Annotated in this window: 11 protein-coding genes; 4 read left to right on the plus strand and 7 right to left on the minus strand. The window is 37.2% G+C overall.

Features of this window, described 5'->3' with window-relative positions; all coding sequences use genetic code 11:
* The first annotated feature begins 174 nt into the window (after positions 1-174).
* Entirely contained in the window at positions 175-1,335 is a 1,161-nt protein-coding gene (locus ACOXY8_RS16205) for a hypothetical protein (protein WP_458332663.1), read from the plus strand.
* A gap of 15 nt (positions 1,336-1,350) precedes the next feature.
* On the plus strand, positions 1,351-2,499 hold the full coding sequence (locus tag ACOXY8_RS16210) for a hypothetical protein (RefSeq protein WP_458332664.1): 1,149 nt from the start codon (positions 1,351-1,353) through the stop codon (positions 2,497-2,499).
* Positions 2,500-2,601: 102 nt separating this feature from the next.
* Here ACOXY8_RS16210 and ACOXY8_RS16215 read toward each other — a convergent pair whose 3' ends face one another.
* A complete protein-coding gene (locus tag ACOXY8_RS16215) occupies positions 2,602-2,970 on the minus strand; it encodes a DUF2784 domain-containing protein (RefSeq protein WP_458332665.1) in 369 nt (122 codons plus the stop codon).
* 276 nt (positions 2,971-3,246) lie between these two features.
* Here ACOXY8_RS16215 and ACOXY8_RS16220 point away from each other — a divergent pair, with 276 nt between their 5' ends.
* Positions 3,247-4,326: a mannose-1-phosphate guanylyltransferase gene (locus tag ACOXY8_RS16220; RefSeq protein ID WP_458332666.1), complete on the plus strand. Its 1,080-nt coding sequence runs from the start codon at positions 3,247-3,249 to the stop codon at positions 4,324-4,326.
* Here ACOXY8_RS16220 and rlmB read toward each other — a convergent pair whose 3' ends face one another.
* Together rlmB and ACOXY8_RS16230 are read right to left on the minus strand one after the other, a co-directional pair.
* A complete protein-coding gene (rlmB, locus tag ACOXY8_RS16225) occupies positions 4,327-5,088 on the minus strand; it encodes a 23S rRNA (guanosine(2251)-2'-O)-methyltransferase RlmB (protein WP_458332667.1) in 762 nt (253 codons plus the stop codon).
* Positions 5,085-6,323: a GWxTD domain-containing protein gene (locus ACOXY8_RS16230; protein ID WP_458332668.1), complete on the minus strand. Its 1,239-nt coding sequence runs from the start codon at positions 6,321-6,323 to the stop codon at positions 5,085-5,087. Before ACOXY8_RS16230 ends, rlmB begins: the two co-directional genes overlap by 4 nt.
* Before the next feature lie 198 nt (positions 6,324-6,521).
* On the opposite strand from ACOXY8_RS16230, the gene ACOXY8_RS16235 reads away from it, so the two are divergent.
* A complete protein-coding gene (locus tag ACOXY8_RS16235; RefSeq protein WP_458332669.1) occupies positions 6,522-7,298 on the plus strand; it encodes a class I SAM-dependent methyltransferase in 777 nt (258 codons plus the stop codon).
* Positions 7,299-7,493: 195 nt separating this feature from the next.
* Here ACOXY8_RS16235 and ACOXY8_RS16240 read toward each other — a convergent pair whose 3' ends face one another.
* The 4 genes from ACOXY8_RS16240 to ACOXY8_RS16255 all read right to left on the minus strand — a co-directional run bounded on the left by ACOXY8_RS16240 (position 7,494) and on the right by ACOXY8_RS16255 (position 13,168).
* Positions 7,494-10,475 carry a protein O-mannosyl-transferase family gene (locus ACOXY8_RS16240; protein WP_458332670.1) on the minus strand — a complete coding sequence of 994 codons (2,982 nt, stop codon included), beginning with the start codon at positions 10,473-10,475 and terminating at the stop codon, positions 7,494-7,496.
* A 93-nt stretch (positions 10,476-10,568) separates the two neighbouring features.
* Positions 10,569-10,844: a TIGR03643 family protein gene (locus ACOXY8_RS16245; RefSeq protein ID WP_458332671.1), complete on the minus strand. Its 276-nt coding sequence runs from the start codon at positions 10,842-10,844 to the stop codon at positions 10,569-10,571.
* Between the two features lie 92 nt (positions 10,845-10,936).
* Positions 10,937-11,572: a carbonate dehydratase gene (gene can, locus ACOXY8_RS16250; RefSeq protein ID WP_458332672.1), complete on the minus strand. Its 636-nt coding sequence runs from the start codon at positions 11,570-11,572 to the stop codon at positions 10,937-10,939.
* Between the two features lie 24 nt (positions 11,573-11,596).
* Positions 11,597-13,168, minus strand: a complete 1,572-nt coding sequence (locus tag ACOXY8_RS16255; RefSeq protein ID WP_458332673.1) for a SulP family inorganic anion transporter — start codon at positions 13,166-13,168, stop codon at positions 11,597-11,599.
* Between the last annotated feature and the right edge of the window lie 230 nt (positions 13,169-13,398).

Here is a 13,398-nt window from a genome sequence, read left to right on the forward strand (position 1 = left end):
TCGAAAGATGCCTTAAAACCGTTCCAATTACCAAAAAATCAATCATTGGACTTGCGACCTAAATGAGTAACCCTAAACTAAGAATGTAAAAATTACTAAATAGATAGTGCATTGTTAACTAAATTTTATTTAATTGAGGTTGAATTTTATTTTATGACTTTATCGACCTTCATTATGAGAATTTTAGCACTTCTTTGTTTGGGTTTTTTCTTTTATTCCTGTGAATCAGAGCAAAAGGATACAGGTAATCTTAGTAGCTCCACTTACAAACTTGAAATCACAGATTCCATCCACATAGATCGGATGATTGGTTATCCATATCTAGTTGCTACACATCCAGAAAATGGGAATTTGTTGATGCTCAGCTCAGCAGGATTCAATTCCAATACTTTGGTTTTAATTGTTTCGCAAAAAGGTGAGATTGTTAAAGAATTTGAGCACCTTAAAGAAGGCCCAACAAGTGCAGGTTCTAATCTTATTTCTGCAACATTCTTTGAAGATGGATACGCAATAATGGGTGTTGGAACTATTGTAATTTATGATGCGGATTTTAATGTAAAGAAAAGACTGAAAATACCACTTGATCTAGGTGGAGTAATATATATGAACAGCAAACATTTAAAAGTTATTGAAAAAGATGGAAGATCTCACTTTTTAATATTCTATGGTCCAAAAACGGAAAAAACAATTATTGAGGCAGAATATTACGACGAGTATAATCTTCTAACTTTAGTAGATCCTGAAAATGAGTCCTTTGAATCTTATGGGAGATTTCACGAGGGCAGTATGTATAGGTCAGGAAAAGCATTTTACTTTATCCGAACATTATATGAACCATTTGAAGGAAAGACTAAGGTAATAGCAAGTAATGATACAGTCCTTTATACTCTCGATGATGTTGGAAATGAATTAAATAGAATTAATATCCCATTCGATGAGTATATTATGTTTAAGGGATATTCGCTTGGTGAGGCCGGTTATTCGGAACAAGAAGAAATGAGAGATGAACCTGGTGAAGTGTTAGGCTTGCTTCATGTACGAGAAATGGATGTGATTTCCTATAAATCAGGTATTCCATTAGATAAGTTTCTTGATTTGGTTGGTCCAAATAGAGAGCGATATAATCGAGCAGAAGTAAATAAGGCAAACCCTCAAAAAGTAATAATTCTCAAAGACGGAGAGCTTGTAAGTGATGTGTTATCCCTGCCTGAAAAAATTATAGAGCTAAGCATTAGTGATCCATTTGGAAATATATGGGCCACACAAAATGTAGCTGCACTTGAGGAAGAACCGGAGGTGGTTACGATTTATAAATTACGAATTGTAGAGGAATAATTATTCTTGACATCTATGAAAGCAACATGCATACTTTTAGCAATTTCACTTTTCTTCCTTGGTTCTTGTCAGAATCAAGACGAAGAGCAAAATTACGCCAATAACTACACGTTGGAATTGGTGGATTCTGTACAGATAGATTTAATGTCTGCTAACCTTATTCTACATGATGTACATGATGAATCTGGAAATTTGCTAATGTTTCAAACTTCTCCTCCAATTGTATTTGCGATTAGCCCTAAGGGTGAAATTCTTAAGAAGTTTGAAATGCCGCTTGAAGGGCCAAGCAGTGTTGGAAGTAACCTTATGTCAGTAGAATTTTTTAATGATGGCTATGCTTTAATGGGACAAAGAGAAGTGAAAGTTTATGATCAAGAATTCAATGTTCAAGGAAGTCACAGAATTAAAATAAATTCAAATGGAAGTATATATCGTGGGCATAATCACTTAATGGAAGCAGAAATTGATGGAAGAAAGTATCTCACTACATATTTTAGTTCCCAAACCGAATTCAGTCCAGTCCAATTGGAATTTTACCAAAATCTCACAATTCTTGATTTATTAGATGCTGAATCAGGTGAATATAAAACTTTAGGTAAATTGGAAGAAGGAAGCCATCTTCTCAATGATAGAGCTCATTATTTTATTAAGCCTGTGTTTCATACTGTTAATGATAAGGTTTACTATACGATGAACAATGATACTAGCTTATTTATAATGGGTTTGCCAGAGGGAAATAATATAAGTAGAAAGAGAATCCCCTTTGATAAATTTGTGCTTTCGGAAGGTTACAGTTTAGGAATGTCTGGAATAGAAGAGCAAAACAAACCAGAACCAGTACCAGGAAGAATTCATTCTGTCTTCCATTTTGAGCCTTTTGATTTTATAGAGTATTCATCTGGGATGTCTCTACAGGAATTGAATGATGCCCAGGGTGCGAATCAGGAAGAAACCTTTGCAAATCGGCGGAGAGTTAATCCCAGAAAGTATTTGATAATGAAGGATGGGAACCTAGTAAGTGATTATTTGAGAATTCCTGAAAAGATCAATCAGTTAAGTGTTGCTGATAGTCAAGGAAATATTTGGGCTACTCAAAATATAAGTATCTTAGATGAAGAACCCGAATTGATTACTTTCTACAAATTACGAATTCAGCCTAATTAATGATTTAGCCACAAAATTGTTTGAGGAAATTGCTCCAAAAAATTGAGTTGACAGCATAAATTAAGGTTACTAATTCAATCTAATGCTAACTAGCAAAGTACTTTATGACTTTTTCTGTTTTATAAAGTTCACATACACCGAACAGGCCAATACCACAGCAGTAAGACTCACAGTTACTTGGTCTACCAGAAGGTTATCCGGAAGCCACCCTGTTAGGGTTTTTACTAGGAAAGAAATATAACTGTTTGGGAGGTCTCGCTCACCTAATTTCCTTAATATTTGATAATGCCAATCCGTAAGGAAACAATATCCGAAACCTTTCCAAAACCCGAGAATAAGCCAGGAAAAGAGCATTAGTAAAATGCTATAGAAATGAGGTTTGCGTGTCTTCCTGAATAGCCAGCCAAAAAGATTAAAGAGAATCAAGGCTGTATGAAAAACAAAGAAGAAGATGTTGAGAAATTGAAGCATGTTTGAAGCCAATTACATAATAAACTAATTTAAGACGAGGAATTGTATATTTATTCTGATTTGGTAAGAGTGCTAAATTTTCAATATGCCCTGTTGAATAAAATCACCTCAAGCGTAAGCAAGCTAACAATCCATATTGACAATTTTTTGAAATTGAGCCTCTGAAATCCAACGGCTCAATTTTATCAGATTGTTATTTCCGCTCTCAATTTCGAGAAATACGGCTAGTAAATATTAATAATTCTTATATTCAGCCTTGCAAACAAGGTGGAGATAATGAATAAGAATACCTACGTAGTAATAATGGCGGGGGGTGTAGGAAGCCGCTTTTGGCCATATAGTCGCAATAATCATCCAAAGCAATTTCTTGATGTTTTAGGAACAGGCAAAAGCCTAATTCAGATGACAGTGGAGCGTTTTCAGAAAATTTGCCTTCCCGAAAATATCTATATCGTTACCAATGAGGATTACCATGGCTTAGTAAAAGAGCAGATTCCACAAATGGACGATGCACAGATTTTACTCGAACCTACCAAACGAAACACAGCGCCTTGCATAGCTTATGCTTGTTACAAAATTGGCGTTCGAAATCCTGATGCTACCATAATTGTAGCACCATCCGATCATGCTATTTTTAAAGAAGCTGAATTCGTGGAAGTAATAGAAAAAGCTGTAATTGGCGCGGAATCAGGTGAAAAGTTGATTACACTTGGTATTAAGCCACATAGACCTGAAACTGGCTATGGCTACATTCAATATATACACGACGATACTGAGGAAATAAAGAAGGTGAAAACCTTTACCGAAAAGCCAGAGTATGATCTTGCTGTCAAATTTATCGAAAGCGGAGATTTTGTATGGAATGCTGGTTTATTTATCTGGAAAATTTCCGCCATTAAAAAGGCGTTTAAAGCCTATCAACCCGAATTAGATGAGATTTTTGCTGAAGGACTTACGCATTATTATACTGAGGATGAGAAGGATTTTGTTTTCTCTGCCTATGCTCAATGTAAGAGTATTTCGATAGATTATGCTATTATGGAAAAGGCGGAAAACGTCTTTGTAATTTTGGGTGATTTCGGCTGGTCCGATTTGGGTTCTTGGGCTTCTTTGCACGACATCAAAGAAAAAGATAAAAAAGGCAATGTGCTCGAAGGAAATGTAATGGCCTATGCTACTAAAAACTCAATCGTTCGTAGTACTTCTGATGATAAACTAATAGTAGTTCAAGGCCTCGACGGCTACTTGGTTACAGAAAACGACAATGTCATTCTCATCTGCAAAAAGGATGATGAGAAACAATTCCGTGAGTTTGTAAAAGACGTGAAAGCAAAAAAAGGTGATAAGTATATCTAACTAAACCAATTCCTCCCGCTGCCTAACAGCCTCAAAAAGGATAGCGGAGGTTGCCGCAGATACATTGAGTGAGGCTACTGGGCCAAACATCGGTAGCCTAGCTAAATCATCCGCTTTTCTGATCAGATCATTTGAAATTCCATCTTCCTCAGAACCCATTATCACTGCCAAGGGGCCTGATAAATCTACATTGTAAACCAAATCAGAAGCCTTTTCTGTGCAAGCAACCACTTTTACACCGCTATCTTGCAGATATTGCACGGTCTTGTGTAGACTAGGAACTCGGCAAATCGGTAAATGATGTAATGCCCCTGCAGAAGTTTTCACGGCATCGGCATTAATCTGTGCAGCTCCTTTTTCGGGAATTACTACGGCATCGATTCCTGCACTAAGTGCCGTTCTACATATTGCACCAAAATTACGGACATCAGTTATGCGATCTAGTAGGAGAAGAAAAGGTAATTTTCCTGTGGAGAAACATGCATCAATTATACCATCCAAGCTTGCGTATTGGATAGGCGAGATAAAGCAAATTACGCCTTGGTGATTTTTGCGAGTAAATTTGTGGAGCTTTTCAGCGGGTACTTTAGTCACCGGTACATTATGCTGCGAACTTACTTGAAGCAGTTCCTGAATAAGTTCGTTTCTTAGATCACGCTGAAGTAAAACTCGCTCGATTTCCTTGCCAGCTACTATTGCTTCTATAACCGCACGAGTACCAAAAATCATTTCGCTGCGGTCTGAATGGTTGTTTTCTCTCATTGTCCTTGTCTGCCTGTTCTCCAAGAATCTACGGTGCGGAACCAAAATTCAGCATAATTGCGATCCCGTAGCAATACGTAGTGCTTTGGAGAAAAGATGTTTTCGATGCGCGTAAAGGTAAAACGCAATCTTGGAATTCCTGCACGGTTCAAGTAAATCCACTCCTCAGAATTATCGATAAGCATTACTTCATCTGGATTGCCATAAATAGTGTAGATAAGGCCTTTGTCCGTTTTCCAGCCGTACTTGTAATTAGTAAAGAGTGCATTTGCTCTCTCCACATTTCTAAAATAATCTCTGACAATGGTTTTAGATCGATCTTGTGAGCGACTAATTTTTATTAAATGCTCATCCAATGCAATTTTTGGATTTTCGGCATTTGTCAATTGCTCATATTCAGCGGAGCTACTCAGATATACAAATGGCTCAATTACATCGTCTATAAGTGCGGCTTTTGGAAAAAACCTATCTGTAAGAACTAAGCTAATTCCTTCATTGCTGTCAGCATCGGTTTGGATGAAATAGAAGCCTTCTCCTGCTAGAGAAATTGCTTCACCCTCCCGCTTCACAAAGGTGGAATCAGTATTGAGTTCAGGTGATTCTCTAGTTGACTGGATTACTAATGGTGGCTCTGCTGCTAAGAAGGTTTCTGGATAATGTAGAAAGGTGATATCTTCTTTCGATCCAAACAATTGCCTAATTCTAAACTCTTCTTCTCCATTTACATAATTCCTGAAAAGCGGAATTTCTCTTTCTTTTTCGAATGGTAATATTGTTGTGTAAAGCGATCCTTCATTATTGCGGAGCTTGATTACATGAAAAAATTCCTTTTGACCTTGTGTTTGAATCACACGAAGCATTAGAATTGATTTTTTCTCAGAGTTTTTAATATCTACACCTAAATAATGCGTGTTTCTCTCTCCAGTAATTTTAGCTTCTGCAAAATCAATTTGTTTGTATTCAGGTATTTCATTGCTTGTGTAAGAATCCTTAAAGCCATAAAACATTTGAAAATTGCTCAGTAATTGACCTTGTGCATTGATATTGAATTTAAGGAAAAGCTTGTAGTCATCTTCATTCGACGCTACTTCGTAATCTAGATTGTAAGTAGCATTAGGATTGTAAATGTGAGCAAAGTTGATCTCAGTAATTGGTTTTTGCGCAATAGCAGTGAATTGGATGCCAAGTAAAAAGACAAAAAGTGCAGAGCAACAAAGTAGAAGCGTATTTTTCATATTTTTCTAGAGTCTATTAAGAAGGCTAGGTCAGAACCCAAGCAGAATTCATTGCCTTTGAGCGCTAAAAATTTCTAAAAGCTCAATTAGGAATGAATGTACAAAATAAACGGCTTTTTGGGATATACGTTTTGCCTTTTCGCATTTATTCTATTCCCATGCCGATTATTCCTTTAATTTTGCACAAAGATTTTTGAAATGAGTACATACACCACTGAAATTGCTTCTGACAAAATTGTATCTGACAATCCAATCCACCAGAGATTGTTGAAGGCCTATTATGCAGCATTGCCTTATGTAAAAGGCGACTTGCTGGAATTAGGCTGTGGAGAGGGTAGAGGAGTTGAGCTGTTGGCGCCTGTGGCAAAGAGTTATAAAGCGCTGGATAAGATCCAAGAAGTGATTGATAAACTGAGTGCTAAGTATCCAAAAATCGAATTTATTCAAGGCAATATTCCGCCTCTTCCTGCTACAATGAGCGAGAGTTTCGACACGGTAGTGAGTTTTCAAGTGATTGAGCATATTCGTGACGACGAGGCTTTTTTGAAGGAGATATATAGAGTATTGAAGCCTGGAGGTAAAGCGATTATTTCCACACCTAATATCAATTGGACGCTTTCTCGTAATCCATGGCATGAGCGTGAATACACACCAATTGAGCTAAAAGCGCTATGTGAAACAATTTTTGATGATGTGGAGGCGAAAGGAATTGCTGGAAATCAGAAAGTGATGACTTACTATGAGGAGAATAAGAAGTCTGTAAATAAAATTATGCGTTGGGATATATTGAAGCTTCAATACAGATTACCAGCTTCGGTATTGAGAGTGCCGTATGAATTGCTCAATCGCTTGAATAGAAATAAGCTTCAGGGTAAAAATGATAGCTTAGTGGCAAGTATTCGTCATGAAGATTATTATGAAGTAGATAATCCAAATCAAGGGCTAGACTTATTCTATATCCTTCACAAAAAGTAGTGAATTCTTAAAGTCCTTCAACTTCTTTCCTTTCCTCTAATCTTGAAATAGCGGGAGGATGAAGCGATGATTATCCTCCCGCTATTTCCTCAATTTGGCTGGAGGGTTTGGGAAATTAATTTTGCATTAGTCATAAACAGAAAGAGGTAGCCAATTGGCTACCTCTTTCTGTTTTTATTATTGAGCTAAAAGAATCTATCTCAATATCCTTTCGACACCCGTTGCTCCATAATGGCGATTGAGCATATTGTCATATTTGATGGCTAATTCTTCCTGATCATAATTGCGCATGATGCGCTGCAAGTTCATCAAGGTTACCAAATTGATGCGCAATTCGTTGCCGATTTCCCGATCTTCTTTTATCATATAAGCCATCATTTCATCAGCTCTGCGTGCGAGTATCTCGGCCATTTCTATTGCCTTATCAACCTCACCAAGTTTGAATAGCATATCCACCGTTTGTAAACCAGAGAAATCGTACGGAACACCATGATCAGGCATGGCAGAAAGTGACTTGAACACTACTTCTCTTGCTTTCTCTTCATCACCTTGGAGATATAATGCGCTTGAAAGCTCATTGAAAGCAGACCTGTGGTTTAGTACAAAGAACCTATAATCTTGGCTATTGTATGTATTAGGATCGTCCAAGCCTCTATAGCTGAATTCATTTACCAACATATCATACATTTTGTCCGTATTGATAAGGTTATCAAGTGGATATCCTTCAGGCTTTTTTACAGGAAGCAATCTATAAACTGTGCCTTCTTGCACCACATAGTCACGAAGATTGAAGCCAATTGTCGCTAAGGAAGTATTATTGAAATAGATAGGCCTTTCCCAATTCCCATTTGCAATCAAGTCGAGGATCATCAAGCTAGCTTTATCCATGCTGTTGCCATTGAGTGACCATTCCATTCTTGATGTCAAAAATGGCTGCAAACTTTCCGGTACTAGTCCAGCAGCTTTTACGGCTGTAGTATCCACATCCATATAGAAATTTTTGGAAGGAATGATATAAAGCTCTCTTCCCGATTGAGTTGGGAATCTTAAATTCTCACTTTCATTTTTAATCAGGTTTACATAGCTTTTTGCATTGATTCCTCTTTTGATATTCTCATTGGAGCTTTCGAGTAATTGCAAATAATCATTGGTCCCAGTTCTGTAGTTTTTCATTTCCAAAGTGAATGGGAATGGCTCTGATTCATATACCTGCCTAGTCATTTGCTCTATATACCAATCGGTATTGAAATAACTTAGCACAACCACCCGCACATCTGTCCGGAAACCTTCAACTTCCTGTGCATACCAGAGAGGGAAAGTGTCATTATCACCACCAGTGAATAGGATGCCGTTTGGTGCAATACCTGCAAGCATATTTTTAGCTGAATCCACAGAAAAATATCGATTGCCTCTATTGTGGTCGTCCCAATTTTCGGCAATTAGAATGATAGGAGCTGACATACAAGCCGCTGTTACAAGGATTGCAGCCATTTTCTTTGATTTGATCGCCTTGCTTACATACGTATAGATACCCATTACACTCAAGCCAATCCAAAAGGCAAAGGCGTAGAACGAACCAACGTATATATAATCCCGCTCACGAGGTTCCACAGGTGGAGAATTGAGGTAGAGAATTAGTACAATTCCCATCATTAGAAATAGCATGAGCGTAAATAAGAAGCTATTAAAATCCTCTTTGTACTGGAAAATAAGCCCTATGATTCCAAGGATTAGCGGAATCATAAAGTACTGATTTCGAGCTTTATTATTTGCAAGTAATTCTGGTAAATTTTTACCTGAATCTAAAGGAGATATCCATCCTGCATCTTGAATATCGGATGACCTACCTGAGAAATTCCACATGAAATAACGCCAATACATATGATTCATTTGATGTTGAAACATAAACTTGAGATTATCCATAAAGCTTGGTGTTCGCCCTTCTGGAAGCCCTAGCATATTTCTATAAATCTCAACATGTCGTGGATTGGTACTCCATGCTCGCGGGAGGATGGTGCTTTCGTTGGGATCGTAAATGTTTTTAAGTCTATAATCAGCTATTTCGTAAGAGCCTTCGTCTCGGTAATAAACAGGTGCGCCCAATTTTTGATCTATAACATCAGCGGTGAAATACTGACCATACAATAATGGACGTTCACCGTATTGCTCTCTTTTCAAATAAGAAATAAAACCCATGACACTTCCTGGATCATTTTCGTCAATTGGCGTGTCATACCCTGACCTGATTACAACAATAGTGTAAGACGAGTAGCCAATAAGGATAAAAGCAAAGCATAACAATACAGTGTTGGCCAATGGTCTCCCATTCTTATATGTCCATCTGATTCCATAAATTAATGCTCCTAAGGCGAGGACAATAAATGTAATCATCCCTGAGCTAAAGGGCAGCCCAAAAGAGTTTACGAATAAAACTTCTAAAGAACCAACAATTGAAGGGAAGCCGGTTATTACACCATTATTGATGATTATTAAAACTAGGCCACTGACAATTAAGGCTGTTATGCCACCTTTTACTGTTGGGTTGTGCTTTTTGAAATAATATAATAGACCTAGAGCAGGAATAGTAACGAGGTTTAGCAAATGGACTCCTATTGATAAGCCCATCATATAAGTAATAAGGATTAACCATCTTTGCTCTGTTTCTTCATCTTCAATTCTATCCCATTTCAAGAATGCCCAAATTACCCAGGCAGTAAAAAATGATGACATTGCATACACTTCAGCTTCAACTGCTGAGAACCAGAAGGAATCAGTAAAAGCATAGGCTAATGAACCAACAAGCCCAGCACCAATAATAGCGTATTTCTGACCTTCATTTTGGAAGGTGTCTTTTACTTTCCAAAGCTTAAGTCCGAGCATGGTAATGGACCAAAACATAAAAAGTATGGTGGCACCACTAAAAATTGCACTTGAGAAATTTACCCACCATGCGATCTGTTCTACATCACCAAAAGCAAGCATGGAGAACATCCTGTTTACCAATAAGAAAAATGGCGCTCCTGGAGGGTGAGGTACTTGGAGTTTGTAAGAAACGGCAATGAATTCACCAGGATCCCAAAAGCTCGCTGTTGGCTCAATGGTGAGTGTATAAACTACAGTAGCAATGATAAAAACTATCCAACCAGTAAGGTTATTGAGCTTTTTGAATGAGGTCATAGATTTTTGAATTTATGAAACAGAGGCGAAAATACTAAATTTATGCGCAATGCTTGTCCATTATTCAGACCAAATTCTGTTTACATGAAGTTTTTATCTTTTTGAGACTTTATTGAAGCTAATTGCCTTTTGTAGGCTACACTTAAAAGTCCCTTTAGTGAAGTCTCTTTTGTAAAGATGTTTGGTAGATCTATTGCTTACTCTTTTCCGCCACATTTTGAAGGAGGATTCTTTCATATTGTTCCTCATCAACTTAATGACTTGGGACTCATTAACTCCGAATTGGGCTTCAATAGCATCGAAAGTAGTGCGGTCTTCCCATGCCATTTCAATTATTCTGTCTATATCTCTTTCATTCAAATTTGCCATGTAAAGCAAACTGAAAACTGAGTATTCTGTTTAAGAAAAAAGCTCGACTTTATGGAGCCGAGCTTTTTTAACAATGTTGAATTATACTGGAATTATCCTCCCGCTAATTTGAATATTTTATCTATGTCCTTGCTGCCACTAGCATTTACATTGAGATCTTTGATTAAACCATTTGCAATATCATAAACCCATCCATGTACATGTAGGTTTTGGCCATTTTGCCATGCATTCTGAACGATGGATGTATGTGTAAGATCTAGTACTTGTTCTTTTACATTCAGCTCTACAAATCTTTTTCCTTTTTCGTCTTTATTCTCAATTGCGTCTAATTCGGCTTGGTGTAAGCGATAAACATCTTTGATATGTCTTAGCCAGTTGTCGATCAGGCCAAACTTACCATCACTCATAGCGGCAAGTACGCCACCGCAACCATAGTGACCGCAAACAATTATATGTGAAACTTTCAATACATTAACTGCATAATCTAATACACTCAACATACTCATATCGCTATGAATTACCATGTTGGCGATATTTCTATGCACAAATACTTCACCAGGTTGAGTTCCAGTTATTTCATTGGCAGGTACTCTACTATCGGCACAGCCTATCCACAATACTGGTGGTTTTTGACCTTTTGCTAAAGCATCAAAGTACTTGTCATTTTCTTTGAGTTTAGCCTCAACCCAGTTTTTGTTGTTGTCTAAAAGTTGCTTGTAATATTCCATATATCTTAGGTTTAGTGTTAGTTTCTAGTGGCCACCAGTTGACTTTACATTATTGATTCCTTTGGTTACAACTTCAATATTTCTATGTGGCGCAGTATGAGCTTTAAAATCTTGAATAATTTCTAAAACATCATAATCTATATTCTGTGATTTAGTACCATCAATTACAACTTTCGAATTGTGAGGTATGTGATCCAATGTCAATTGTATGCTGCCTTTATTCAAGAATGTCACTTCTTCTGATAAAGTTAGATTGATAACATCACCTTCTTGGTATTCCTCTTTGTGGAAATAATAAGGGTGCTTGTAATTTTTGCGAAGGATAAAATAAATCGCTACTACCATACCTATACCTATACCTTTTAACAAATCAGTGAACAAAATAGCTGCAACTGTTACAACAAAAGGAATGAATTGATCCCATCCTAGCTTATACATCTGTTTGTAAAGAGAAACCTTGGAAAGCTTATAGCCGATAAGTAGTAAAATAGCAGCAAGAGTAGCTAGTGGAATGAGGTTCAAAACTCTTGGGATAATAATGACAGATACCAACAAAATGACTCCATGGATAATCGCTGACATTTTAGTTTTACCACCAGAATTAATGTTTGCTGAACTGCGAACAATTACTTGGGTAATTGGTAAACCACCAATTAGACCTGAAATCATATTGCCAACACCTTGAGCTTTAAGTTCTCTATTTGTTGGGGTATTTCTCTTAAAGGGATCTAGTTTATCTGTAGCTTCCACTGAAAGTAAAGTTTCTAAACTTGCCACAATTGCTAGTGTAAATGCAACGACATACACATCAATATTGGTGATTGCAGTGAAATCTGGAAGTGTGAAAAAGCTAAAAAATTCACTTGCATTTGATGCAACTGGTAACTGCACTAAGTGCTTTCCAGTCATGGCTAATTCTGGTGCAAATGCGAGAAATACTTGATTAATGACGATGCCAAAAACAACTACGAAAAGTGCGCCTGGTAATATTTTGAAAAGTGCTACACGCTGCATAATTGGCTTTTCAAATAAAATAAGGATAACAAGAGATAGTATTGTAATGACTATAGCTCCCGTTTGTACAGCTCCAAGGGCATACATAATTTCAGAGAAAGTATTGTGTCCATCCGCTTGAAGGAAACTCTCGTCCCCCATATAATCTTCATCATATCCTAAAGCATGAGGAATTTCTTTGAGGATTAGAATTAATCCAATTGCAGCAAGCATTCCTTTAATAACAGATGATGGGAAATAGTATCCAATTACGCCAGCCTTAAAAAAGCCTGCAATAACTTGAATGACCCCTGCTAATACAACCGCAAGCAAAAATGCTTCGAAAGTTCCGAGGGTGTCAAGCGCATTCAATACAATTACAACTAAGCCAGCAGCTGGGCCTGCAACACCCAAGGCAGAACCGCTTAATGCGCCAACGACAATACCACCTACAAAACCAGCAATTATACCTGAAAATAGTAAATCAGGTCGGCCAGTAGAGGCTAATGCAACTCCCAAACAAAGGGGAAGAGCAACTAGGAAAACCACTAATCCTGAGGGTAAATCATGTTTAAGTGTTGAAAGCGATGGTTTTGGATTCATGGATTTTATTTAAAAATTTATATTAATTTTTTTTATGATTTCTATAAGGAAACTTGCAAAGCGAACACTAAATACGACAATCAACCTTGATTGTTTAAGCTATTATATGAACGGTCAAGAATTTCAGTTTTAAACAGGACGTTGTCAAAAGTAAAAAAAATAGCAGAATGAGTAAAGCATTATTTCATTCCTTAAGAAACTTTCCTTTGTTTAAATTCTTGACAGCTGAG

Origin of the sequence: Peijinzhouia sedimentorum (assembly GCF_049340005.1) — a bacterium.
GTDB lineage: Bacteria > Bacteroidota > Bacteroidia > Cytophagales > Cyclobacteriaceae > CAXBDP01.

Excerpts from the sequence above, each read along its gene's own strand:
- ACOXY8_RS16215 (WP_458332665.1), bottom strand. The coding sequence starts at position 2,970 with ATGCTTCAATTTCTCAACATCTTCTTCTTTGTTTTTCATACAGCCTTG.
- ACOXY8_RS16240 (WP_458332670.1), bottom strand. The coding sequence starts at position 10,475 with ATGACCTCATTCAAAAAGCTCAATAACCTTACTGGTTGGATAGTTTTT.
- ACOXY8_RS16220 (WP_458332666.1), top strand. The coding sequence starts at position 3,247 with ATGAATAAGAATACCTACGTAGTAATAATGGCGGGGGGTGTAGGAAGC.
- ACOXY8_RS16255 (WP_458332673.1), bottom strand. The coding sequence starts at position 13,168 with ATGAATCCAAAACCATCGCTTTCAACACTTAAACATGATTTACCCTCA.
- ACOXY8_RS16245 (WP_458332671.1), bottom strand. The coding sequence starts at position 10,844 with ATGGCAAATTTGAATGAAAGAGATATAGACAGAATAATTGAAATGGCA.
- ACOXY8_RS16235 (WP_458332669.1), top strand. The coding sequence starts at position 6,522 with ATGAGTACATACACCACTGAAATTGCTTCTGACAAAATTGTATCTGAC.
- ACOXY8_RS16230 (WP_458332668.1), bottom strand. The coding sequence starts at position 6,323 with ATGAAAAATACGCTTCTACTTTGTTGCTCTGCACTTTTTGTCTTTTTA.
- can (WP_458332672.1), bottom strand. The coding sequence starts at position 11,572 with ATGGAATATTACAAGCAACTTTTAGACAACAACAAAAACTGGGTTGAG.
- ACOXY8_RS16210 (WP_458332664.1), top strand. The coding sequence starts at position 1,351 with ATGAAAGCAACATGCATACTTTTAGCAATTTCACTTTTCTTCCTTGGT.
- ACOXY8_RS16205 (WP_458332663.1), top strand. The coding sequence starts at position 175 with ATGAGAATTTTAGCACTTCTTTGTTTGGGTTTTTTCTTTTATTCCTGT.
- rlmB (WP_458332667.1), bottom strand. The coding sequence starts at position 5,088 with ATGAGAGAAAACAACCATTCAGACCGCAGCGAAATGATTTTTGGTACT.